Consider the following 24138-nt stretch of genomic DNA (forward strand, 5'->3'; position numbering starts at 1 on the left):
TGATCACCTCACGCACTCCAGGCCTGCAGGGTACCCAGGCTCTCATCACCCGGGATATGCCAGTTGCATCATTATGAACACAACCAACAGCAGCACCATAATCGATAGGTCCAGTCCCACATTGCCGATTCGCACCGTCGGGATGATCCGACGGAACAACCGAACAGGTGGGTCGGTCACTGTGTAGATGGTCTCCAGCGTCACCGCAACCCCGCCTGCGGGACGCCACTCGCGCGAGAAAGATCGCACCAGTTCGACCACCAGCCTTGCCAAGATGAACAGCCACAGGGCGAACAGCACCCAGTACACAACGATCCGGACAGCATCCACGGGTCCACTCTGCCATAGTGCTCGACTCAGGGCGCAGGCCGCTCATGGTGTACCCATGCTCCGTTTCCTCACGTCTGGTCCTGCCGTCCCGCTTGCCGCGCGCTGCTCAAGACGATCAGCGGCGAAGGAACATGCCATCCTCGGCGATCCGCCTGCGGTCCTCCGCCGTGACGTCGATGTCCGGCGGTGAGAGCAGGAACACCTTGTTGGTCACCTTGTCCATCGCACCGCGCAACGCGAAGGCGAGCCCGGCGGCGAAGTCGACGAGCCGCTTCGCATCCGCGTTGTCCATCTCGGTAAGGTTCATGATCACCGGGTTGCCATCACGGAAGGCCTCGCCGATATCACGCGCCTCACTGTACCCAGTCGGGTGCAGCGTGACGATCCGGCTGAGCGGATCTCGCCCAACGGTCGGCTGGGACTCCGCGACAGGCCGCAACTGTCGGACCGGCTCCGGCTGGCGATCCATCGCCAGCGCGCCGGACACCGCGGGCTCCGACCGGTTCCTGCCCCGCCCTCGCACGGGGTAGGCGTCATCGTCGACATCGTCACCGATACGGTAGGAGGCACGCCGGAGCGCGGCGCGGCTGACCGGGCGCTCGGGATAGTCGTACTCGTCGTGGTAGCCACGACCGTATCGATCCCCGTGCGGGTAGTCGTACCCGTCGTGGATATCGTCGATCCCCTCGTCAGCCGGGACCATCCCGAAGTAGGCCTTCAGCTTCTCCAGCGCGCTCATGCCTCTCCCTCACTCCCGGCATGTCCCGTCATCACTCCCGCGAGGCTAGCCTTCGACCCCCCAGCAACGCAGTACCGACACGCACACAGGTGGAGCCGTGCGCGACGGCACGTTCCAGGTCGCCGCTCATGCCCGCTGACAGTTCGACCACCGCCGGATAATCCCGCTGGACCTGCTGAAACAATCGCTCCAGCCGAGCGAACGTGGCGTCCTGATCGGCTCCGATCGGCGCGACCGTCATCAGTCCCGTGAGCCTGAGTTCACTCATTTGGACTATGTGGCTGACCAGATCAGGCACCTCCTCGACGGGGCAGCCGCCACGCGCCGGGTCGGCGTCCATGCTGACCTGCACCTGAACGTCGAGCGGCCCGGCGCGCTCCCCTCGCTCCATCCGGTTCGCCACCGCGCGCCCGAGAGCGTCCGCGAGCCGGGCCGAATCGACGGACTGCACCTCATCGGCCCAGCGGACCACCGTGCGCGCCTTGTTGCGCTGCAACCTGCCAACCATGTACCAGCGCACGTCGGCATCAGGACGAAGCCGAGCCACTTCGGCGGCCTTGGCTCCGCCCTCCTGGTCCTTGTTCTCGGCGAAGTCGCGCAGCCCGAGGTCGATCAGCGCGGCGACGTCGGTCGCGGGAAAAGTCTTGGTGACGGCGAGCAGACGCACCTCGTCGGGCTCGCGACCCGCCGCGACGCAAGCGTCAGCGATACGCGCCTGGACGGCATTCAATGATTCCCGGAGCTGGTCGAGGCGTTCGGCGCTGGTCGTGTCAGTCGTGTCAACCATGCCCGTCATTCCGATTCGGTCCATGTCACGGCGGCGATTCTGCCGGTCGTGCCGTCACGCCGGTAGCTGAACAGCGAGTCGTCCTCCACGGTGCACCGAGGGTCGACGCCGATCTTGCCGATGCCGAGATCGGCGAGTTGCTCCCAGAGCCCGGCCCGCAGATCGATACCGCTGGTGCCGGACCGCGTCTTGGTCGCGCTGCCTGGCAGATGAGTGGCGACGTCCGCGGCCATCTCGGGCGGCACCTCATAGCACTCGCCACAGATGGCAGGCCCCAGCAGCGCCTCCGTCCTGGCTGGCTCCGCACCGAGTTCGATCATGGCTTTCACGGCGGCTGGCACAACACCGACGCGGCAGCCGACCCTGCCCGCGTGCACGGCGGCCACAACCCCGGCGTCTGGATCGCCCAGCAGCACCGGGACACAGTCGGCGACCAGCACGGTGAGCGCGAGCCCCGGCGTGGCGGTCACCAGCGCGTCGGTGGCCTCCACCGGCTCCGTGGCGGGCTCGTCAACGACGCCGACGGTGCGGCCGTGGACCTGCTCCATCCACACGAACCGCGACTCGTCGACTCCGAGCTCGCTGGCCAGCCGGGCACGGTTGGCCGCGACGGCCGCCGCGTCGTCGCCAACATGGTCACCGAGATTGAACGAGTCGTACGGGGGGCGTGATTGGCCGCCAGCCCGCGTGGTGACCACCCGACGAATCCGCACCCTGCCTGTCCTCCTGTCGTCGCCCGTTGTCGCCCATTTGTCGCCCGGTCGCGATGGCGACCGTCCACACCGGCACCCGTTCTAGCCTCGCACACAGCGGGCGCGCCGCCGACGGGAGTCTGTTGGCATCACACGACGGCCACGAACGCCACACACGGCCCGGGCGCCGCGGTCGGGAGCGGCAGGATTCCGGGCCGTGTGCGCGGGGAGCGCTCAGCGGCGCATGAATGGGGGGACGTCGACCTCGTCGTCATCGGTGTCGTCGACCGGCACGGCGCGGTTCGGCAAGCTGCCTCGGTTGGGCGGTGCGCCCATGCCGCCGCCCCGGTTCGACTGCGGCGGGGCACCGCGGGAGTAGTCACCCGCGCCACCAGCAGGGCCGCCACCCTGCGCGCCGCCGGCGCCCTGCGGCGGCAGCGGCTGCTCCCGCCGAGGCACACCAGGCGTCGGGTTCGACGGCTGCTGACTGGCCTGCTGGCCACTCGACCGGTTCTCCTCGTGCCCGCCAGCCACGCCGTTACCGCCGATGGAGCCCGCCTCGGCCGATGCCGTCGACTCGCGCGAGCCGACCGTCGGCGGGTCGAGCTTCTTGTGGGTGGGCGCGCCCGCGTCGAACCCAGCCGCTATCACCGTCACGCGCACCTCGTCGCCGAGTGAGTCGTCGATGATGGTGCCGAAGATGATGTTCGCCTCGGGGTGGGCGGCCTCCTGCACCAGCGACGCCGCCTCGTTGATCTCGAACAGCCCGAGGTCGGAGCCGCCCGCGATGGACAGCAGGGCGCCGTGCGCACCGTCCATGGAGGCTTCCAGCAGCGGCGAGTTGATGGCTTTCTCGGCGGCCTGCACCGCCCTGCCCTCACCCCGCGACGAGCCGATTCCCATCAGCGCGCTGCCCGCCCCGGACATCACGCTTTTGACGTCGGCGAAGTCCAGATTGATCAGGCCGGGTGTCGTGATGAGGTCGGTGATGCCCTGCACACCGGAAAGCAGCACCTCGTCAGCCGAGCGGAAGGCGTCCATCAGCGAGACGCCGATGTCACCAAGCTGCAGCAGCCGGTCGTTCGGGATGACAATCAGCGTGTCGCACTCGTTGCGCAGCTGCTGAATGCCGTCCTCTGCCTGCTTGCCCCTGCGCTTGCCTTCGAACGAGAACGGTCGCGTCACGACGCCGATGGTCAGCGCGCCGAGCTTGCGGGCGATCTGCGCGACGACGGGCGCACCACCGGTGCCGGTACCACCACCCTCACCAGCGGTCACGAACACCATGTCGGCGCCCTTGAGGACCTCCTCAATTTCCTCGCGATGGTCCTCGGCGGCCTTCTCCCCGACGTCCGGCGCCGCTCCGGCGCCGAGACCGCGCGTGAGCTCCCTACCGATGTCCAGCTTGACGTCGGCGTCGGACATCAGCAGGGCCTGCGCGTCGGTGTTCACCGCGATGAACTCGACGCCCTTGAGGCCGACCTCGATCATGCGGTTCACGGCGTTCACGCCGCCGCCGCCGATTCCGACGACCTTGATCACCGCGAGGTAGTTGTGCGGGGGCGTCATCGGGTCCGCCTTCCTGGTCGTGAGCTACTGCAAGGTGTGGCACCGGCAAAAGTTGCCCACATCGGGTGATTGCCTCCCCGAAAACCCTAAACCTCTACATGAGGGTTAGAGTTATGTCAACTTCCGCCTTGCCTCTGGACGGTAAGCACCACGTCGCGCCGAATCCAGCAGCCACGCCGCGTGTCGTGGGGTTTGTGACAACCACCCCACCAAGATCACCAGCTGGGGGCACCAGGAAGGCGACCACCGGGCCCGAAACGCAGGCTAGTCCGACACCGTGGGTAGCTCCGGGCTCGACACGTCATACACCTTGCCTGGCCGGGTGAGCAGCGCGGCCAGTACGCGGGACTTGCGTCCGATGCGCTGGGCATCGCCCCACTGAACGATCTTGCCGCCACGCAACCGTAGTTCCACGTTCACCGGGCTGTCCGCCGTCACCGTGGCCACCCGGTTGGCGAGCTGGTCAGGGATTCCGGTCAACACCGCCGTCGCCGCCCTCGTGGCGGGGTCGTCGGTGGCAACCGTGTTCACTCGAAGCTCGGGCAGCTTCTTCGGTGGTTTCTTCACCCGATGGAACGGCACACCCATTCGATCGACGAGCCGGATGCCGTCGTAGGCCGCGAAGTACGCGATCGGGGTACGTTCGGTGACCTCGATGCGCACGGTCGACGGCAGCGATCGCACTACAGACACGTTCTCCACCTGCGGCAACGTAGCTACCGCACGCTCGGCGGCATCGGTGTCGATCCGCAGGAGCGAGCGTCGCATCGGAATGTCGGCCAACGTGACGACGTCCGCACGGTCGATCCGCTCGATCCCGGTGACCTCGACGGTCTTCACACCGATGAGCGGGGTGAACAACAGCACGTAGCCGAGCCCGATGAGCGCCGCGACCGTCGCGACGGCGACCAACCGCCTGCGTAGTGCCTTACGCCTGCTCGGCAGGTTCGCGGTCGCCGAGCGGGCGTCGCCCGGTCGCCTGCCCCGCACCGACCGCCGGTCGCGCGCACCACGCGATGCCTGCCCTGCCCGCCGTTTCTGTCGTGCCGGGGTCACCCGCTACTCCCCCGGGGCCGCCGCGCCGCCTCTGCCGTCGAGCTCCCTGATGATCTCCGGGCCCAGCTGCGTGACATCACCCGCCCCCATGGTCACCAGCAGGTCGCCGGGTCGCGCGATGTCCGCCGCGAGGGTGGCCGCTCGGTCGAACGCGGGCTCGTAGTGGCACTTCGCGCCGGTGATCCGGTCCGCGATCAGCGCACCGGAAACGCCAGGTTCCGGTTCCTCGCGCGCGCCGAAGACGTCGAGCACAACCACCTCGTCAGCCAACCCAAGGGCGTTGGCGAACTCGGCGGCGAACGCCTTGGTGCGCGAGTACAGATGCGGCTGGAACACCACGACGACCCTGCCGTCGCCCGCCGAGTGCCGCACCGCCCGTAACTGAGCGGCGACCTCCGTCGGATGGTGGGCGTAGTCGTCGTAGACCCGCACCTCGCCGGAGCGGCCCTTGAACTCGAAACGCCTGCGCACCCCGCCGAACGCCGCGACGCCCTCGGCGAGGCACTCGGCGGGTGCGCCTAGCTCCTCACCCGCGAGCAGGGCGGCGATCGCGTTGAACGCCATGTGCTCGCCGGGCACAGCGACCTGGACGTCGGTTTCGGTGCCGCGCAGCGAGACTCGCACCACACCGCCGTCGTCAGGCAGCGGCCGGTAGTCCAGCACCCGCACGTCGTCGTCACCGGTGGCGGTGCGGCCGTAGCGGCGTACCCGCACACCGTCGGCGAGCAGCCCGTCAGCGGCGGCGCGGGTGGCTAGGTCGTTGGCCGCCGCGTCGTCGGCGCAGACGATCAGCACGCCGCCGGGTGCGATGCGCCTGACGAACTCGACGAACACCGAGGAGTAGGCATCGGCGGTGCCGTGGTGGTCGAGGTGATCCGGTTCGATGTTGGTGATCACCGCGACGGTCGGCTCGAACGCGAGGAACGACCCGTCACTCTCGTCCGCTTCCGCGACGAACATCCGCCCCGTGCCGTGGTGCGCGTTCGCGCCGGACTCGTTGAGATCGCCACCGATGGCGAACGACGGGTCGAGTCGGCAGTGCTGCAGCGCCACCGTCAGCATCGATGTCGTTGACGTCTTGCCGTGGGTGCCCGCGATACACGCGACGGTGTCGCCGATCATCAGCTCGGCCAGCGCCTCGGCGCGGTGCAGCACAGGAATGCCGCGCTCGCGGGCGCGGGCCAGTTCGGGGTTGGTGTCACGGATCGCGGTCGACACGATCACCGACGACGGCGGCTCGGCCAGCGCGTCGATGTTCTCCGCGCGCTGCCCGACGGCGATCTCCGCACCCTGGGCACGCAATGTGAGAAAGCTGCGGGAGTCTTTGGCGTCCGAGCCGGACACCACGCCGCCGCGCGCGAGCAGGATGCGGGCGATGCCGCTCATTCCAGCGCCGCCGATGCCGATCAGATGCGCGCGGCGCAGCACATCCGGAACGCCGTTCTCAGCCACCGCAAGCCTCCAGCACGATCTTGGCGAGCACTTCGTCGGCCTCCCGGTGCCCGAGACCAACCGCAGCGGCACCCATTGTCGCCAACCGCGACTTATCGGACACCAGCGGGATGACGTGTTCGACGACCCATTCTGGCGTCAATCGCGCGTCGTCGACCATGATGGCGGCCCCGGCCTTCACAGCGGGCTCGGCATTGAGCGCCTGCTCGCCGTTGCCGTGCGGCAGCGGCACGAATACCGCGGGCAGCCCGACCGCGGACACCTCGGCCACCGTCATCGCGCCGGACCGGCACAGCACGGCGTCGGCGGCGGCGTAGGCCAGGTCCATCCGGTCCAGATACGGCACCGGCACATAGGCGGGCGCACCGGGGAATTCCCGCACCGCGAGAGTGTTCTTCGGCCCGTGCGCGTGCAGCACCCCGATACCCGCCTCCGCGAGTTCTCGCGCCGCTCCCGACACGGCGTCGTTGAGTGAGCGCGCCCCCTGAGAACCACCGAAAACCAGCAGCGTCGGCGCGTCGGGGTCGAGCTCGAACTCGGCACGGGCCTCCTCGCGGAGCGCCTCCCTGTCAAGGGCGGTGATGCTGCGCCGCAGTGGAATGCCGATCGTCTCCGCCCTCGGCAGCGGAGTGCCGTCCGCGGCGCCGAAGACCCGCTCGGCGAACCGGGCACCGACCTTGTTCGCCAATCCCGCGTGCCGATTCGCCTCGTGCACGAAGATCGGCACCCTGCCGCGCGCGGCGAGGTACGCCGACAGCGACACGTAGCCACCGAAACCGACGACGACGTCCGCACCCACCCGGTCAAGCACCTCGCGAGTGCGCTTCACCGACTCGCGGACCTTGCCTGGCATCCGCAGCAACTCGGGGGTGAGCTTGCGCGGCAACGGCACCGGCGGCACAAGCTCCAGTTCGTACCCGCGCGCGGGTACCAGCTTGCTTTCGAGGCCGCGCTCGGTGCCGAGTGCGACCACCCGCGCCCGCGGCCGCAGCCGCAGCACCGCGTCCGCCAGCGCGAGCGCGGGCTCGATGTGTCCCGCCGTCCCGCCACCGGCGAGGACAACCGTCGGTTCCGTGACGGTCACCGAGTCGCTCACCTTCGTCCTCCACGTCGTGGCTGCGTACCCCGCACGGCCCTGCCCTGGCGCGCCTGGGTGCGGCTCCGGGTCGCCGCCGCGTTACGCGCCGGTGGCCTGCCGCGTCTCGGCTGCTGCCTGCTACCCGCCGGTTTCGACCGGGGCCGGTACGGCTCCGGCGGGCGCAGCCGCAGGATCGTGCCGAACTTGCCTGGTCCCTGGGTCCGCAACGCGGCGACCGCCTCCGGTTCATGCCGCGCGCAGTTCGCCAGGATGCCGAACTGCCCCAACGTGACCACCAACGAGGTACCGCCGTACGAAATCAACGGTAGCGTGACCCCGGTGACGGGGAGCAACCCGGCGACGTAGCCGATGTTGATGGCCGCCTGCGACACCAGCCATACCGTCAGGGTGCCCGCGACGATCCTGATCCACGGGTCGATGTTGCGGGTAGCGATGCGCAAACCGACGACAGCGACGCCGGCGAACAACCCGATCACGACGGTGCAGCCGAGGAAGCCGAGCTCCTCTCCGATCAGCGCGAAGATGAAGTCGTGGTGCACGTTGGGCAGGTAGTGCCACTTCGAGCCGCCCTGGCCGAGTCCCCTGCCGAACAGGCCACCGTCGGCCAACGCGTACTGCGCTTGCTGCGCTTGGTAGCCATCGTCGCTCGGGTCGGAGTTCGATGACAGGAACGACATCACCCTGGCGAGCCGGTAGTCCGCGATCAGCGCCAGCCCGATCACCCCGGCGAGGCCGCCCGCGATCACGGCGGCGAACAGTCCGCGCGGCGCGCCGCCGAACCACAGCAGCGCCACGAGTACGACGCCGAGACTGACCGTGCCGCCGAGGTCGGGCTGGGCCATCAGCAGCGCGAACATCACCAGCGCCACGGGCACCAACGGCACGAGCACATGCCGCCACAAGTGCGCGAGCCTGGCCTTGAGCACGAGGATGTGCGCTCCCCATAGCGCGAGCGCCACCTTGGCGACCTCGACCGGTTGCAAGGAGAAGCCGCTGACGACGATCCAACCCTGCGAGCCGTTCACGACGGCGCCAAGCGGGGTCAGCACGGTCACAAGCAGCGCTAGCGCCACGAACAGCAAGGTGCTCGACGAGCCCCTGATCACGCGCAGCGGCAGCCGCAACGCGACCCAGAACACCACCATGCCGATCATCAGAAACACGATGTGTTTCTTGAAAAGCGAGTATGCCGTCGCGCCCTCGGTGAGGTAGGTCGACTCGACCGAGGACGCCGACAGCACCATCACCGTGCCGATCACGGAAAGCATGCCGCACAGCGCCAGCACGAGGTGGAACGACGCGAGCGGCCGGGACAGCCACGCGGTCAGCGCGGTGCGAAGCGCGGTAAGCCGTGCGGTGAAGCCGTTCTTGTTGCCGCCCCGCCGCGACGTATCTCGCTTCGAGCCCAGGGAGTCGGGTGCCGTCCGTCCCGTCGCGCGTCCGCCTGCTTTGTCGACCTGATCAACCGCTGCCATCTGCCGACTCCCCCGCAAGGGCACGCACCGCGGCGGCGAACGCCTCACCACGGTGGGCGTAGTCGCGGAACATGTCCAGCGAAGCAGCGGCAGGGGCGAGCAGCACGACGTCACCCGGTCGTGCCCATGCGCTCGCCGCGCTCACCGCCGCAACCATGGGGTCATCGTCACCCGAATCGAGCGCGGTCATGGGGACATCCGGCGCGTGTCGGGAAACCGCGTCGGCGATCACATCCGCGTCGGCCCCCAGCAGAACGACCCCGCGCAGCCGCTCGGCGGCAGCGGCGACAAGCGAGTCCACCTCGGCGCCCTTGAGCTGGCCACCCGCGATCCAGACCACGTGCTCATAGGACAGCAGCGAGCCGGACGCCGCGTGTGGATTGGTCGCTTTGGAGTCGTTGATGTAGCGCACCCCGGCGACGGTGGCTACCTCGGCGGCGCGGTGCTCCCCCGGAGTGAAGGCGCGTAGCCCGTCGCGGATGGCATCCGGTGCGATGCCGTATGCGCGGGCTAGCGCGGCGGCGGCGAGCGCGTTGGCGACGTTGTGGTCACCCTCTGGCCGGACGTCGGCGACGTCGGCGAGCACGACGGGCTCGTCGGAGTACGCGGCATCGACCAGGCTGCCGTCGACGATGCCAAGCTGGCCGGGTTTCGGCTTGCCGAGCGTGAAGCCGACCCACCGCGCGTCGGGGTCGGCGTGGTCCGCGACCAGTCGTGTCGAGATCGCGTCATCGGCGTTGGCGACCGCGACCTGGGTCGCGGCGTGCAGCGTGCCCTTGGCGGCGGCGTAGGCATCGAGGTCGCCGTGCCAGTCGAGATGATCCTCGGCGACGTTGAGCACCACCGACGCGCGGGGCGCGAGGCTGCGCGACCAGTGCAACTGGAAGCTGGACAGTTCCACCGCGAGAACCTCGTAACCAGCGAGGACGGCGTCGAGCACGGCGAAGCCGACGTTGCCACACGCGACGGCGTTGGTCCCTGACGCGCGCAGCATCGCGGCGAGCATCCCAACGGTGGTGGTTTTGCCGTTGGTGCCGGTAACCGCGAGCCACACCGGCGGAGGCTTTCGTTCGCTCCCGATACGCCAGGCCAGCTCGACGTCACCGATCACATCGATGCCCTCGGCGGCCGCCGCGGCGAGCAGCGGCGAGTCGGGGCGCCAGCCAGGGCTGGTCACCACGAGGTCGGTGCCGTCAGGTGGTCTGGTGAGGCCCAGCTCTGTCCGCGCCGGGGTGTCGGCAAGCGCGGCGAGACGTTCGGCGTTGGCGTCGGTGACGGTGACCCGAGCACCCGCATCGCAGAGTGTGGTGACCACGGAGCGTCCCGTCACGCCAGCCCCCGCGACGAGCACCGCATGACCGCGCAGGTCCACCTAGCCTCCCACGACAGAGAGCTGCTCGCTGTAGAACAGCCCGAGCCCGAACATGCAGCAGATCCCGGCGAGCAACCAGAACCGGATGATCACGGTGGTCTCCGCCCAGCCAGCCAACTCGAAGTGGTGGTGGAACGGCGCCATCCGGAACAGCCTGCGCCGGGTCGTGCGGAACACCGCGATCTGGATGACCACCGAGACCATCTCCACCACGAACAGCCCACCGATGACGATGGCGAGCAGCTCGGTACGGGTCGTCACCGACAGTCCGGCGACCAGACCACCGAGGGCGAGCGAGCCGGTGTCGCCCATGAAGATCTTCGCGGGGGCGGCGTTCCACCACAGGAAGCCGATGCAGGCACCAGTCGCGGCGGCGGCGACGACAGCGAGATCGAGCGGGTCTCGCACGTGATAGCAGGCGTCCTGCGGAACGGGCGTGCACGAGAGCCTGGCCTGCCAGAATGAGATCACCACGTAGGTGCCGAGCACCATCGCCGACGCGCCGCCCGCGAGCCCGTCGAGGCCGTCGGTGAAGTTCACCGCGTTTGACCACGCCGAGATCAGCAGGTAGCAGAAGATGATGAAGACCGGCACCGGAAAGGTGATCAGGGCGAGGTCGCGCACGTAGGACAGTTGCAGCGACGCTGGCGTGAGCCCGTTATCGTCGGCGAAGTTGATCGCCAGGATCGCGAAGCTGACCGCGATGACGAGCTGACCGACCAGCTTGGACGTCTTGTTCAGCCCGAGGTTGCGCTGTTTGCGGATCTTGATGAAGTCATCGAGGAACCCGACCACGCCGAGGCCGACCGCGAGGTACAGCACCACGAGGCCGGACGCCGAGGGAACCCCGCCGTCAGCGAGCGCGAACCGCAGCAGATGGGCGGTGAAGTACCCGACGACCATCGCCACGATGATCGCCACGCCACCCATGGTGGGCGTACCGCGTTTGGAGCGGTGCCCCTGCGGGCCTTCCTCCCTGATCTCCTGACCGAAGCCCTGCTTGGCGAACACCCGGATGAGGTATGGCGTGAGCAATATCGAGACGAGCAGACCAACCGAAGCGGCGATCAGAATGCTGATCACGCGATACCACCATCCTGTTTCTGCGAGTTGACCGTGTCGGCGATGTCCTGCCCAGCCGCGGCTTGCTCCGCCCCGAGCAGTGCGTCGGCGACTCGCCAAAGCTCGGCCACCTTAGACGCCTTCACCAAAACAGCGTCATCGGGCCCCACCTCCGCTGTGAGCACTGCGATAGCCTCATCGGCGTCAGCGACGAGCATCGACTCGTCACCCCACGAACCCTCGTGGCACGCGCCGTGGTGCATCGCGGCCGCCCGCTCGCCGACCACGATGAGCCGGTTGATGTTGAGCCGCACCGCGAGCCTGCCGATCTCGTCGTGCGCGGCGACGGCCTCATCGCCCAACTCGGCCATCTCGCCAAGCACCGCCCAGGATCGCCGATCCCTGCTCACCGACGCGAGCGCTTTCAGCGCCGCGCGCATGGACTCCGGGTTGGCGTTGTAGGAGTCGTTGAGGACGACCAGCCCGTCGTCGCGGGTAGTGACGTGCATCCGGCGTTCGGAGCGGCGTTCGACGGCGGACAGCCGCGCCCCGACATCCTCGATGGACGCGCCCAGTTCTAGAGCGACGGCCGCCGCCGCGAGCGCGTTGCCGACGTGGTGTTCGCCGTGCAGCCCGAGCGCCACCTCGGTCTCGCCGTGGGCGCTGACCAGCCGGAACGATGCCCGCGCCAGCTCGTCCAGCCGGACGTCGACCGCGCGCACGTCGGCCCCGGGCGACTCCCCGACCGGCACGACCTTCGCGGTCGTCCGCTCGGCCATCGCGGCGACCAGCGGGTCGTCGGCATTGAGCACGGCGATCCCGCCCTTGTCGGCGTGCGGCAACGCTTCGACCAGCTCGCCCTTGGTGGCGGCGATGCCCTCCTTGGAGCCGAACTCCCCGACGTGGGCGCTGCCGACGTTGAGTACGACTCCCACGCTGGGCGGCGCGATCCGCGCCAGCTCGGCGATGTGGCCCGGCCCGCGCGCGGACAGCTCCAGCACCAAGTGCCGGGTCTCGGCGTCGGCCAGCAGCGCCGTCCACGGGTGGCCCAGCTCGTTGTTGAACGAGCCTGGCGGGGCCACGGTCGGACCCATCGGCTCAAGGAGCTGCGCGATGATGTCCTTGGTGGACGTCTTGCCTGAGGAACCGGTCACGCCGACGACGTGGAGTCCGGACTCGGCCAGCTCAGCGACCACGTACCTGGCGAGCGTGGCCAGCGCGGCGAGCACGGCGGCTCCTGAGCCGTCGGTGTCACCCGCGAGCGCGACGGATCCCGCGTTAGCCGCACCCGGCGGCAACGGTGGCACCAGCACGGCGGGCGCGTCGACCGGGCGCGCGGCCAGCACCCCGGCCGCGCCGGAGGCCATCGCTCCCGCCGCGAAGTCGTGCCCGTCAACCCGCTCGCCAGGCAGCGCGACGAACAGGCCGCCCGGCGCGAGCTCGCGGGAGTCGAACTCGACGCCCGCTGTGATGGTCTCGGTGCCGTCGCTGTTGTGCAGCGTGCCGCCGACGATCTCGGCGAGCCGCGCCAGGCTCATGCTGATCACAGCCGCGCCCCTTCCACCGCGGCGCGCAGCGCGGCGGCCAGTTCGTCACGGTCAGAGAACGGGTGCACCACCCCGGCGACCTCCTGGCCGGTCTCGTGGCCCTTGCCCGCGATGAGCACGGCATCACCCGGCGCGGCGAGCGAGACGGCGTGCCTTATGGCTTCCCCGCGGTCCCCGATCTCGACGACCTCACCACCGAGGTTCGGCGCGACCGCTTTCGCTCCGGACAGCACCGCCGCCCTGATCTCGGCGGGATCCTCGCTGCGGGGGTTGTCGTCAGTGATGATCAGCACGTCACTGCGGCGGACGGCCGCCTCGCCCATCAGGGGGCGTTTACCGACGTCGCGGTCGCCACCACAACCGAGCACGGTGATGACCTTGCCCTCGGTCTGCCCACGCAGCGCGTCCAGCGCGAGCGCCACGGCGGCGGGTTTGTGCGCGTAGTCGACGACCGCGGTGAACCGCTGCCCCTCGTCGACACGCTCCATCCTGCCCGGCACCCGCACCGAGGACAGCCCGGCGGCGATCTCGTCCGGTCCGACGCCGGTCACGTCCAGGATCGCGGCGGCGAGCAGCGCGTTGACGACGTTGAACTCGCCAGGCAGTGGCAGCGTCGTGGGGATGGACTGCCCGTCCGGCCCGTGTAGCGTGAAGGACTGCTGCCCGGTCGGCGTCGAGCCGAGGTCGCTCGCGGTCCAGGCGGCTCCGGTGCCCGCGTCCAGCGCGACGGTAATGGTCTGCGGCGTCACCAGCGTCTGGCCCCACGCGCTGTCGATCACGACGACCTCCGTCGTCGAGCGACCGTCGAAGAGCAGCGACTTCGCCGCGAAGTACTCCTCCATGTCGCGGTGGAAGTCGAGGTGGTCCTGCGAGAGGTTGGTGAACGCCCCCACGGTGAACCGGGTGCCGTTCACCCGGCCGAGGGAGAGCGCGTGGCTGGAGACCTCCATTGGCACGTGGCTGACACCCCGCTCGGCCATCAGCGCGAACATCGCCTGCAGGTCCGGCGCCTCCGGCGTGGTGAACGCGCTGGCCAGCCGCTCGCCCGCGATGCGGGTCTCCACCGTGCCGATCAGCCCGGTCGTCCGGCCCGCGGCACGCAGGCCGGACTCGACCAGGTACGCCGTCGTGGTCTTGCCGGACGTTCCGGTGATGCCGAGCACCGCGACCTCGAGCGACGGCTCGCCATAGATCCAGGCCGCGATCTCACCGAGCACCCCGCGCGGGTCGTCGTGGACAAGCAACGGCACCTCAGCGTCGGTCAGCCTCGGCCGAGCAGCACCTTCCGGGTCGGTGAGTACCGCCGCGGCACCAGCGGCGAGCGCCTGGTCCACGAAGTCGGCGCCGTGCGCGCGGGCACCCGGCAGCGCGGCGAACAGGTCGCCAGGCCGCACCTGTTGCGCCCGCAACGCCGCGCCGGTCACCGTGGTCTCATCGATGGGGTCGGCGCCAGCGGCGGGGATGAGACGGCCATCCGCGCGCGCGACGAGGGTGGTCACCGGCACCGGGACCGTCTTGCTCGGACGCCAACTTGTCATCGACCCAGCACTTCCCATGGACACGCGCCGAAGGTTACCGGCGCGGCGGTGCTCACTCGGCCCCGGGATGGGGCGGTGCCTTAGCCGCCCTAGCCGAAGAAGACTTGGGCCTCGGTGTAGCGGTCCTCCGGCACCGTCTTGAGCTTCGCGGTGGCGTCGGCGAGCTTCACTCGGACGATATCGGTGCCGCGCAGTGCCACCATGGTGCCGAAGTCGCCCTCGGCGACGGCGTCGACGGCTTGCAGCCCGAAGCGGGTCGCCAGCACCCGGTCGTACGCGGTCGGCGTGCCGCCACGCTGGGTGTGACCGAGCACGACCGCGCGGGACTCCTTGCCGGTGCGGTCGGCGATCTCCTCGGCGAGCCACTGGCCAACGCCGCCGAGCCGGACGTGTCCGAAGGCATCCCGCTCGCCGGAGTGCAGCACCTCGGCGCCGCCGACCGGCACCGCGCCCTCGGCGACCACGATGATCGGCGCGTACATCCGCTCGAACCGGCGTTCCACCCACGAGACGACCTGCTCGACGTCGAACTCGCGCTCCGGCACCAGGATCACGTTCGCGCCGCCCGCGAGCCCGGAGTGCAGCGCGATCCAGCCCGCGTGCCTGCCCATCACCTCGACGACCAGCGCGCGGTGGTGCGATTCGGCCGTGGTGCGGAGCCGGTCGATCGCTTCGGTGGCGATGTGCACCGCGGTGTCGAAACCGAAGGTGTAGTCGGTGGCATCGAGGTCATTGTCGATGGTCTTCGGCACGCCGACGACGTTCACGCCGTCCTCGGTAAGCCGGTTCGCCACGCCGAGGGTGTCCTCCCCGCCGATCGCGACCAGCGCGTCGACACTCTGCTCGGCCAGTACCTTCTTGATCTTGTCGGCGCCGCCGTCCTCTTTGTACGGGTTGGTGCGCGATGAGCCGAGAATGGTGCCGCCGCGCGCGAGGATGTCATCGACATCGTCCAGCCCGAGTGGCCTGCTGTCGCCGGTCATCGGACCCTGCCAGCCGTTACGGAAGCCGACCAGGTCCCAGTCGTGCACTTCGATCCCCTTACGCACCACCGCCCTGATCACGGCGTTCAGTCCAGGGCAGTCGCCGCCACCGGTCAGCAAGCCAACACGCATGAAGTCCTCCGAGTTCCCAGGTCGCACTGGATGTCGCCAGTGATGTCTCACAGTGCGGACGTCGCGCATCTTGTGCCGGGCCTCACACCGTCGACGTTCAGCCTAGTCACGACAACTGGATCGGTGCAGCCACCCCGGCGCGGACAGCGGCATCCCGACCGTGGCGCGCACCGGGAGCTGTTAGGGTGTGGTCCATGCGGCGTTATTTCTGGTTTAGCGAGCCGGCCCTGGGTGGGTCCGGCAGCCAAACCATGCGCTGACCTCTCACCCCGAGCCGGAACCACAAGCCGGCTCGGACGCCCGGGGCGGCTTGGAGAAAGGAAGACACCATGCCGCCCACCGCAGGCAGAGGCGATGCGCCCGCTCTGGAGCTGCACAATCAACGAGTCACCGGCGTCAGCCCGTTACTGTCGCCCGCGCTGCTGCGCCAGGAGTTGCCACTAGCGCCTGCCGCCGCGAAGACCGTGAGCCAGGGCCGCACCGACACCGTTGACGTCTTGAACGGCGACGACGACCGGCTGCTCGTCGTCGTCGGGCCATGCTCGGTGCACGATCCGGACGCCGCCGCCGACTACGCGCGCAAACTCGCCGCCCAGGCCGAGCGGCTGCGCGACGACCTGCACGTCGTGATGCGGGTGTACTTCGAGAAGCCACGTACCACGCTGGGCTGGAAGGGCCTGATCAACGACCCCGACCTCGACGGCAGCTTCGCCGTGAACCGGGGGCTGCGCATCGCGCGCAAGCTGCTGCTGGACATCTCCGAGATCGGCCTCCCGGTCGGGTGCGAGTTCCTGGACCCGATCACCCCGCAGTTCATCGCCGACGCCGTCAGCTGGGGCTCCATCGGCGCACGCACCGCGGCCAGCCAGGTGCACCGGCAGCTGTGCAGCGGACTGTCCATGCCGATCGGCATCAAGAACTCCACCGAGGGCGACGTCCAGGTCGCCGTGGACGCCACCCGCGCGGCGGCGGCCAGCCACGTCTTCCCAGGTATCAACGACGACGGCCTCGCCGCGCTGCTGACGACGTCCGGCAACGCCGATTGCCACGTGATCCTGCGCGGCAGCGCGTCCGGCCCGAACCACGACGCCGCCACCGTCGCCGACACCCTCTCCCGGCTCGTCAAGGCCGGTCTGCCGGAGCGGGTGATCATCGACGCCAGCCACGGCAACAGCGGCAAGGACCACGTCCGGCAGGCCGAGCTCACCGGTGAGATCGCCGAGCGCATCGCGGCGGGCGAGCGCGGCATCACCGGCATCATGCTGGAGAGCTTCCTCGCGCCGGGCCGCCAGGACCTCACTCTCGGCAAGCGGAACGAGCTGGACTACGGCCGTAGCATTACCGACGCCTGCATGGACTGGGACACCACCAGCGGGCTGCTGGACCAGCTCGCCGCCGCCGTGCGCGCCCGCCGCTGAGGCGGGCCTGTCGTCAGCCAGGCAGCCCCCGCCTGCGACGTTCCTGTTCGAGTGCCTGCCACCGGGCGAGGTTGTGCCGCGCGTCCGCGAGCGCGTCATGCGCGTTCGCGGGCGGCGGCGGCAACCGAGGCTTACCCAGGTCCTCCCAGCGCTGCCGCAGGTCCCTTGTGAAGCGAGGCAGCTGACGCGGCAGCGCGGGCATCGCGCCCCAGAGCTGGGCGAGTGCGACGTGGTCGTAAGCGGCGAACCATGCCCATAGCTGCACCCCACCATGCGGTTTACCGATGAAGTCGAGCAGGTCCTGCCTGATGCGCTCCCTGCTGCGCCACGCCTTATCGCTTGGCGGCGGCAGTTGCGGCAGCACATGCTCGCGCACCCACGAGCCAGCGCGATCCGCGTCGAACTCGGTGGACACCGCGTAGAACTCGCGGCCGCGTTCGTCAACGACGCCGATGGACACCAGGTCGATCGTCCTGCCGTCCTCGATGAACTCGGTGTCGTAGAAGAATCTCACTGGACAACCCTACGAAGCGTGACCGTCGCGCACGGGACGGGGGCCGCTCAGCTCGCCTCGGTCTCCGGCGTGCGAGTGGCGTCGCGCGCGTGCTCTTGCATCGGTACGGCCACCCGGGTGCCCGCGTGCTCCGCATCGGCGAGTTCCTTGGCACGAGCGGCGTAGATGTCGACGTACTCCTGCCCGGAGAGCTCCATCAGGTTGTACATCACCTCGTCGGCGATGGAGCGTTCGACGAACCGGTCGCCCGCGAGGCCGTCATAGCGAGAGAAGTCCAGCGGCGCGCCGATGTGGATCTCGATGCGCCGCGGCCACCACATCTTGGAGCCGATCGGGTTGACCTTGTCGGTGCCGACCATGGCGACCGGGATGACCGGCACCCGCGCCTGCAGCGCCATCCGGGCGATGCCGGTCTTGCCCTTGTGCAGCCTGCCGTCCGGCGATCGGGTGCCCTCCGGGTACACCCCGAGTAGCCTGCCTTCCCGCAGCAACCGCACGCCGGTATCCAGCGCGGCCTGCCCGGCGGACCCGCCCGAACGGTCCACCGGGTACTGCCCTGTGCCTGAGAAGAACCACTTCTTGAACTTGCCCTTGATGCCTGGCTCGGTGAAGTACTCGCTCTTGGCGAGGAACACGATGCGGCGCTTGACGTGCGTTGGAAGGAAGAACGAGTCGACGACGGCGAGGTGGTTGCTCGCCACGATCGCCCCGCCGGTCTTCGGGATGTTGTCGAGACCGGTGACCTTGGTCGGCCAAAAAAGCTTGAGAAGCGGACCCAGGAGGACGTACTTCAAGGTCCAGTAGAGCACTACACACCCTCTTCCTTGCTTCGCGGCGAGATCAGAGTACGAACCCGCGTGGCGCGGGCACAATGTGAGCGAGCCATCCACGGTGCCCCCGCGATCGATCTCACACCTGGGATACCCCGCGTGGGCGGGCTCACCACGCCTGTGGTCCGTGCGACCATGGAACCACAGCAGTGCGCCATGAGAGGTAGAGTCCGGTATGCCAGTTCTGTCCGGTGCTGAGCCGTTCATGCATTCCGGCTCCTCCGAGATCGGTGTGGTGTTGTGCCACGGTTTCACCGGCACCCCCGCCAGCATGCGACCGTGGGGCGAGTTCCTCGCCGACGCCGGCCTGACGGTGCGCGGGCCGCGGCTGCCGGGTCATGGCACGACGTGGCAGGAGATGAACCGGACGACCTGGCGGGACTGGTACACCTGCGTACGCGACGAGGCCACCTCGCTGTTCGCGTCGTGCTCGTCCGTGTTCGTGTTCGGGCAATCGATGGGCGGCACCCTGACACTGCGACTCGCGCAGGAGTTCGGCGACGCGGTCGCCGGCATCACGTTGGTCAACCCCTCGGTGATGACACGACGCAAGGAAGCGCGGCTCCTTCCGGTGCTGTCCCGGTTGTGGCCATCGATTTCCGGGGTCGGCGGCGACATCGCCAAGCCGGGTGCCGCCGAGTTGAGCTACACCCGGGTACCGCTGCGCGCGGCGGCCAGTCTCGCCGAACTGTGGCGGCTGGTACGTGCCGACCTGCCCTTGGTGCGGCAACCCATGCTGTTGCTGCGTTCGCGCGTTGATCATGTCGTCGAGCCGGAGAACGCACGTATCGTGGCAGCGGAGGTCGCCAGCACCGACATCACCGAGGTGGAGCTGCCCCGCAGCTATCATGTGGCGACGCTCGACCATGACGCACCGGAAATATTCGAGCGGAGCCTGGCGTTCGTGAAGCGTATACATGAAGCCAGGACCGACAGGCTACGCACCGAACTGGGCGCGACATGAGCAGGACCGGTAAGGATCCCAACGGCCAGGACGACGTCGACGCGATCTTCGGCGAGATCGTCGCTGATCTCAGGGCGGAGGGCGTCGGCGCACGCATCGATACGGAACGGCCAGACGAGCCGTCGTCCGACGACGGGCCCGACGAGGACCATTGGCTAGACGGTGAGGACGACACCGACCGGCATGAGGGCCGCACGGGAAACCACACCGGACAGGAACAGTCCCACCCCCGTCCCGCCACGAGCGACTGGCGCGCCAGCGAGGTCGGCTGGGACGAGACGATGCTGTCCGATTCGGACTCGGTAACCGATGATGACGACGAGCATTTCGTGCCGCCCGAGCCGCCGCCGCTGCCGAAACCGAGCCGCAGCATGGGAATCGTGGCGCTATTCGTCGTGGTCGGCCTCGTGCTGCTTGTCGCGCCGCACATCATCGGCATCGGCGTGAACGTGGCGACGCCGCTTGGGATGCTCTCGCTCGCGGCGGGACTCGGGTTCCTGCTGCTGCGCGCCCGCGACGACAACCGCCCGCCAGGAGCCGACCCGGACAACGGCGCGCAGGTATGAGGCCCGGCGCTAGCTCACCCCGAGCGCCAGCTCAGCCATCGATGACGCGATGCTCGCGGGCTTCCAGCGCCCGCGCGGGGCGTTCGTAGCGGTTGACCTTTTCCGACTTGCGCGGCGGCCGGTCATTGGCGATGAGCACGGCGATCCACGGCAGCGGCACGGACAGCACCATGAACGCGAGCGCCAGCCACCAGGTCTGGTAGAAGATCCCGGCCAGGATCAGGCATGGGAACCGCAACCCCATCATGATCGCGTACTTGCGCTTGCGTTCGGCATGCTGGTCGTCGTAGGAACGGGCCGCGGCCGTGATCAGCACCGGGTCGCCGTTGGCGGTGCTGCCGTCGCCGGACCTGCTCATCAGACGCCACCTCCGCTCGCTGCTTTCTCCCAACCCTACGCCGGTCAAGCCGGGGTTCCGATAGTCGGACCGCAAGACGCCCGCGCGGCGGGATGCCCGTCACACTGGCACGATAAACGCCGTGACCGCACCGCGATTCCAGCCGTACATCCCTCCCGACTTCTGCGCGCGATTGCGCGAAGCCTTCCTGCGCATCGGATACGACGCGGACGGCGTCCTTGCCGCCATCGGCGGTCTCGCGCACGCCGCACTCACGAGGGACGAACCAGAGCTGGCGTACCGAGCGAGCCGAGACGCGGGCGAGCTCGGCACGGTGATCCGGTTGTTTCTACTCGGCAGCGCGGAGTCCGCGACCGACGCCAAGGCGGCCCTCGCGCCGGTGTCGCTCGACGAAGCGCTCGGCACCGGGCTGCTGCGCGGCGAGGGCGACGCGGTCCGAGCTGGGTTCGACGTCCGCCCCCACGGTGACGAGGACGGCTCATGGTGGGTGATCTCAGACCTGGAGCCGGAGCGCCGCCGTTGGCTCGATCGCGAGCTGTCGACCGACCATGTGCTTGGCATCGGGCAAGCATCGATGAGCCTGGTGCGGGCGACGAGCAGACGTCCGGTGGGGTCTCTCCTCGACATGGGCACGGGTAACGGCGTGCAGGCGCTGCACGGCAGCAGGCACGCCGAGCGAGTAACCGCGACCGACGTCTCCGAGCGCGCGCTGGCCCTCGCGGCGGCCACGTTCGCTCTCAACGATCTGGACGTCGAACTCGCGCGGGGCGAGTGGTTCACCCCGGTCGCGCGTCGGCGGTTCGACCAGATCGTGTGCAATCCCCCGTTCGTCGTCGGTCCGGCGCGAGTCGACTTCACCTACCGCGATTCCGGGCTTGGCGGCGACGACGCCAGCGCGCTCGTCGTCCGGCAGTTGCCAGGCTTCCTTGAGCCGGGCGGCACCGGACACGTGCTCGCGTCGTGGCTGCACCGCGACGGCGAGGACTGGATCGACCGGGTGAGCGGCTGGGTGCCACCCGGTGTCGACGCCTGGTTCGTGCAGCGCGACATCGCCGACCCCGGCCTCTACGTCGGTACTTGGTTGCGTGACGCGGGTATCGACCCTCGCTCTCCGCTCGGACGCGAGCAGGCGGCGACCTGGCTGGACTGGTTCGCCGAGAACAAGGTCGACGGCGTCGGTTTCGGCTTCGTCACACTACGTCGCTGCGACATCGACAACCCCACAGTGTTGTGCGAGGACTTGCGACAGGCCTACGACGACCCGCTCGGCGGCGAGGCCGCGGCGTGGCTGGACCGGGTCACCTGGCTGCGCGAACACCCTGACGTGCTCGCCGAGCGGCTCGTGGTGCCGGACTCGGTGGTACTGGAGCAGATCGCGGCACCGGGTGACGAGGGCTGGCAGCCGACGATCCGCAGGCTTCACCGCACCGACGGACCCGGTTGGCAGCATGAGGTGGACGAGCTGGTCACGGCGCTGCTGGCGGGTTGCCGGGGCGCGCTGCCGCTGTCGGATCTGCTCGAGCTTCTCGCGGCGGCGCACGGCGAGCCGATCGACGAGCTGACCGACGCCGCGCTGCCGGTGGTCCGGGAACTCGTCCGGCACGGAATGCTGGTGCCCGCCAGCGAGGCGACCACATGAGGGCGGTAGTGACCAGGGTCACCGAGGCGAGCGTGATCGTCGACGACGAGATCGTCGGCCAGATCGCGGGCCAGGGACTGCTCGTGTTGCTCGGCATCAGCACCGAGGACACCGCCGAGCAGGTGCCTCGCATGGCCCGCAAGCTGCACGAACTGCGCGTGCTGCGCGACGAGGAATCCTGCGCGTCGGTGGATGCTCCGCTGCTCGTCGTCAGCCAGTTCACGCTGTACGGCGACACCCGCAAGGGCAGGCGGCCCTCCTGGACGGCAGCCGCCCGGCCCGAGCACGCCGAGCCTCTGGTCGACGCTGTTGTCACCGAACTCCGCACACGGGGTGCGACGGTGGAGACAGGCCGTTTCGGCGCGATGATGCGGCTCCACAGTGTCAACGACGGTCCCTTCACGGTGCTCGTCGAGGCATGACACCCGGCTCGCGTCCAACCCGCACCACCTGGCCGTCACCAACGCGGGTAACGGACCAATCAGTCACGTCGACTACGAATGGCCGCGAGGGAACACAGGTTCGACAGGTATCAACCATCACACCTGATCCGATGACGTGTCCGCTCCCCGATCACGGACAGATCACGGCCGCTATGGACCGCCGTCACGTTACTGACGCCAAGCACTCTCACCCATATCGCACAACGGAGGCCGCCGACGCCCACCATCGACGTCACGGACAGTGAAAACGTGGCCACTGACCAGCAGGAAGGTGTGCACTAGGTGGATCTCGACGCCGCGACCAGCACTCTCAGCGAAACTTAAGGTTTGGTCGAGGGTGTTCTCGGGAACACAGTCGGAAAACTTAATCACTCCGGGAACGAATACCGCGACCGCAACGTTGTTCAAGGTGTCCGGCACTTGAGGTGGCCGGACCGTGGGACGGGGTGTCCGTCCACGCCTGTTGCCAGGGTGCAAGGGGAGGCTGAGCATGTCCGTGAAGACTCTCGACCGCGAGACGCGCGACACGCCGATCGAGGCTGACGTGGCTGACGTGACTACGGTCGTGCCGATCCAACCGAGTCCGCAGCACGAACCAGATCTCGACGCGCAAGGCCCAGCAGCCGACCTCGTACGCGTGTACCTGAACGGCATTGGCAAGACGGCACTGCTGACCGCGGCGGACGAGGTCGACCTCGCCAAGCAGATCGAGGCTGGCGTGTTCGCACAGCACGTGCTCGACACCGAAGAGAACCTGTCCCGCGAACGCCGATCGGAACTGGCCGCGCTCGTGCGCGACGGCCAGCGGGCCAAGAACCACCTGCTCGAGGCCAACCTGCGGTTGGTCGTCTCGCTCGCCAAGCGCTACACCGGCCGCGGCATGCCCTTGCTCGACCTGATCCAGGAAGGCAACCTCGGCCTGATCCGCGCGGTGGAGAAGTTCGACTACACCAAGGGCTTCAAGTTCTCCACCTACGCCACGTGGTGGATCCGACAGGCCATCACACGCGGCATGGCGGACCAGGGACGCACCATCCGCCTTCCGGTACATCTCGTCGAGCAGGTCAACAAGCTGAGCCGCATCAAGCGCGACCTGCACCAGCAGTACGGCAGGGAGGCCACCCACGAGGAGCTGGCCGAGGAGTCCGGCATTCCAGAGGAGAAGATCGCCAAGCTACTCGACCACGCCCGCGACCCGGTCAGCCTCGACATGCCGGTCGGCACCGAGGAGGACGCCCCGCTCGGCGACTTCATCGAGGACTCAGAGGCGACCGACGCCGAGAACGCGGTGATCTCCGGCATCCTGCAGGACGACCTGCGGCGGGTGCTTGGCACGCTGGAAGAGCGGGAGCAGCACGTGATCCGGCTACGCTACGGTATCGACGACGGTCAGCCACGCACACTCGACCAGATCGGCAGGCACTTCGGGCTCTCCCGCGAGCGAGTCCGCCAGATCGAGCGCGAGGTCATGGCCAAGCTGCGGCAGGGCGAGCGCGCCGACCGGCTCCGCGCCTACGCCAGCTGAGACCGCCACCCCCAAGGCATCCGCTCGCACGCGACCCGTCGATATCTG

At 68.9% G+C, this 24138-nt stretch carries 23 protein-coding genes; 6 read left to right on the forward strand and 17 right to left on the reverse strand.

The genetic code is table 11. From position 1 onward, the window contains the following. Positions 1 to 45: 45 nt before the first annotated feature. From ACFQGD_RS20710 to ACFQGD_RS20775, 14 genes are all read right to left on the reverse strand, one after another. Complete coding sequence (locus tag ACFQGD_RS20710; protein ID WP_345397256.1) at positions 46 to 330, reverse strand: YggT family protein; 285 nt, start codon at positions 328 to 330, stop codon at positions 46 to 48. Positions 331 to 445: 115 nt separating this feature from the next. Further along, complete coding sequence (locus ACFQGD_RS20715) at positions 446 to 1069, reverse strand: cell division protein SepF (RefSeq protein WP_345397259.1); 624 nt, start codon at positions 1067 to 1069, stop codon at positions 446 to 448. Positions 1070 to 1100: 31 nt separating this feature from the next. Beyond that, positions 1101 to 1856 carry a YggS family pyridoxal phosphate-dependent enzyme gene (locus tag ACFQGD_RS20720; protein WP_345397262.1) on the reverse strand — a complete coding sequence of 252 codons (756 nt, stop codon included), beginning with the start codon at positions 1854 to 1856 and terminating at the stop codon, positions 1101 to 1103. Positions 1857 to 1861: 5 nt separating this feature from the next. Beyond that, positions 1862 to 2569 carry a peptidoglycan editing factor PgeF gene (pgeF, locus tag ACFQGD_RS20725; protein WP_345397265.1) on the reverse strand — a complete coding sequence of 236 codons (708 nt, stop codon included), beginning with the start codon at positions 2567 to 2569 and terminating at the stop codon, positions 1862 to 1864. Between the two features lie 213 nt (positions 2570 to 2782). Then, entirely contained in the window at positions 2783 to 4117 is a 1335-nt protein-coding gene (ftsZ, locus tag ACFQGD_RS20730) for a cell division protein FtsZ (protein WP_345397268.1), read from the reverse strand. A 264-nt stretch (positions 4118 to 4381) separates the two neighbouring features. Further along, entirely contained in the window at positions 4382 to 5173 is a 792-nt protein-coding gene (locus ACFQGD_RS20735; protein WP_345397271.1) for a cell division protein FtsQ/DivIB, read from the reverse strand. A 3-nt stretch (positions 5174 to 5176) separates the two neighbouring features. Beyond that, positions 5177 to 6625, reverse strand: coding sequence for a UDP-N-acetylmuramate--L-alanine ligase (gene murC / locus ACFQGD_RS20740; RefSeq protein ID WP_345397274.1), 1449 nt, complete (start codon positions 6623 to 6625; stop codon positions 5177 to 5179). After that, complete coding sequence (gene murG / locus ACFQGD_RS20745) at positions 6618 to 7709, reverse strand: undecaprenyldiphospho-muramoylpentapeptide beta-N-acetylglucosaminyltransferase (RefSeq protein WP_390183325.1); 1092 nt, start codon at positions 7707 to 7709, stop codon at positions 6618 to 6620. The genes murC and murG overlap by 8 nt, the downstream gene beginning before the upstream one ends. 8 nt (positions 7710 to 7717) lie before the next feature. Next, positions 7718 to 9199 carry a putative lipid II flippase FtsW gene (ftsW, locus tag ACFQGD_RS20750; RefSeq protein ID WP_345397280.1) on the reverse strand — a complete coding sequence of 494 codons (1482 nt, stop codon included), beginning with the start codon at positions 9197 to 9199 and terminating at the stop codon, positions 7718 to 7720. Continuing rightward, entirely contained in the window at positions 9186 to 10571 is a 1386-nt protein-coding gene (gene murD / locus ACFQGD_RS20755) for a UDP-N-acetylmuramoyl-L-alanine--D-glutamate ligase (RefSeq protein WP_345397283.1), read from the reverse strand. The genes ftsW and murD overlap by 14 nt, the downstream gene beginning before the upstream one ends. After that, on the reverse strand, positions 10572 to 11654 hold the full coding sequence (mraY, locus tag ACFQGD_RS20760; RefSeq protein ID WP_390221090.1) for a phospho-N-acetylmuramoyl-pentapeptide-transferase: 1083 nt from the start codon (positions 11652 to 11654) through the stop codon (positions 10572 to 10574). After that, a complete protein-coding gene (locus ACFQGD_RS20765) occupies positions 11651 to 13171 on the reverse strand; it encodes a UDP-N-acetylmuramoyl-tripeptide--D-alanyl-D-alanine ligase (protein ID WP_390183346.1) in 1521 nt (506 codons plus the stop codon). Before ACFQGD_RS20765 ends, mraY begins: the two co-directional genes overlap by 4 nt. Positions 13172 to 13176: 5 nt before the next feature. Beyond that, positions 13177 to 14718 (reverse strand): UDP-N-acetylmuramoyl-L-alanyl-D-glutamate--2,6-diaminopimelate ligase, encoded by a 1542-nt coding sequence (locus ACFQGD_RS20770; protein ID WP_345397292.1) that lies wholly within the window; start codon positions 14716 to 14718, stop codon positions 13177 to 13179. 89 nt (positions 14719 to 14807) lie between these two features. Next, a complete protein-coding gene (locus tag ACFQGD_RS20775; protein ID WP_345397295.1) occupies positions 14808 to 15833 on the reverse strand; it encodes a 6-phosphofructokinase in 1026 nt (341 codons plus the stop codon). 329 nt (positions 15834 to 16162) lie between these two features. Here ACFQGD_RS20775 and ACFQGD_RS20780 point away from each other — a divergent pair, with 329 nt between their 5' ends. Then, positions 16163 to 17251, forward strand: a complete 1089-nt coding sequence (locus ACFQGD_RS20780; RefSeq protein WP_345397298.1) for a 3-deoxy-7-phosphoheptulonate synthase — start codon at positions 16163 to 16165, stop codon at positions 17249 to 17251. Positions 17252 to 17264: 13 nt separating this feature from the next. Here the strand turns inward: ACFQGD_RS20780 and ACFQGD_RS20785 are convergent, their stop codons facing one another. Both ACFQGD_RS20785 and ACFQGD_RS20790 read right to left on the reverse strand, forming a co-directional pair. After that, positions 17265 to 17765, reverse strand: a complete 501-nt coding sequence (locus tag ACFQGD_RS20785) for a polyadenylate-specific 3'-exoribonuclease AS (RefSeq protein ID WP_345397301.1) — start codon at positions 17763 to 17765, stop codon at positions 17265 to 17267. Positions 17766 to 17812: 47 nt separating this feature from the next. After that, positions 17813 to 18574 carry a lysophospholipid acyltransferase family protein gene (locus ACFQGD_RS20790; protein WP_345397304.1) on the reverse strand — a complete coding sequence of 254 codons (762 nt, stop codon included), beginning with the start codon at positions 18572 to 18574 and terminating at the stop codon, positions 17813 to 17815. Between the two features lie 196 nt (positions 18575 to 18770). Between ACFQGD_RS20790 and ACFQGD_RS20795 the strand changes: the two genes are divergently transcribed. Then, positions 18771 to 19559 (forward strand): alpha/beta hydrolase, encoded by a 789-nt coding sequence (locus ACFQGD_RS20795; protein WP_345397307.1) that lies wholly within the window; start codon positions 18771 to 18773, stop codon positions 19557 to 19559. After that, complete coding sequence (locus tag ACFQGD_RS20800) at positions 19556 to 20125, forward strand: hypothetical protein (protein ID WP_345397310.1); 570 nt, start codon at positions 19556 to 19558, stop codon at positions 20123 to 20125. The genes ACFQGD_RS20795 and ACFQGD_RS20800 overlap by 4 nt, the downstream gene beginning before the upstream one ends. A 31-nt stretch (positions 20126 to 20156) precedes the next feature. On the opposite strand, the gene ACFQGD_RS20805 is transcribed toward ACFQGD_RS20800, so the two are convergent. After that, complete coding sequence (locus tag ACFQGD_RS20805; RefSeq protein WP_345397313.1) at positions 20157 to 20483, reverse strand: DUF3099 domain-containing protein; 327 nt, start codon at positions 20481 to 20483, stop codon at positions 20157 to 20159. Positions 20484 to 20604: 121 nt separating this feature from the next. On the opposite strand from ACFQGD_RS20805, the gene ACFQGD_RS20810 reads away from it, so the two are divergent. From ACFQGD_RS20810 to ACFQGD_RS20820, 3 genes are all read left to right on the forward strand, one after another. After that, positions 20605 to 22122 (forward strand): DUF7782 domain-containing protein, encoded by a 1518-nt coding sequence (locus ACFQGD_RS20810; RefSeq protein ID WP_345397316.1) that lies wholly within the window; start codon positions 20605 to 20607, stop codon positions 22120 to 22122. Beyond that, positions 22119 to 22544: a D-aminoacyl-tRNA deacylase gene (gene dtd, locus ACFQGD_RS20815; protein WP_345397319.1), complete on the forward strand. Its 426-nt coding sequence runs from the start codon at positions 22119 to 22121 to the stop codon at positions 22542 to 22544. Before ACFQGD_RS20810 ends, dtd begins: the two co-directional genes overlap by 4 nt. Positions 22545 to 23055: 511 nt before the next feature. Beyond that, complete coding sequence (locus ACFQGD_RS20820; protein WP_345397322.1) at positions 23056 to 24090, forward strand: sigma-70 family RNA polymerase sigma factor; 1035 nt, start codon at positions 23056 to 23058, stop codon at positions 24088 to 24090. Positions 24091 to 24138: the final 48 nt, after the last annotated feature.

This window comes from Haloechinothrix salitolerans, assembly GCF_042662605.1.
Lineage (GTDB): Bacteria > Actinomycetota > Actinomycetes > Mycobacteriales > Pseudonocardiaceae > Haloechinothrix_A > Haloechinothrix_A salitolerans.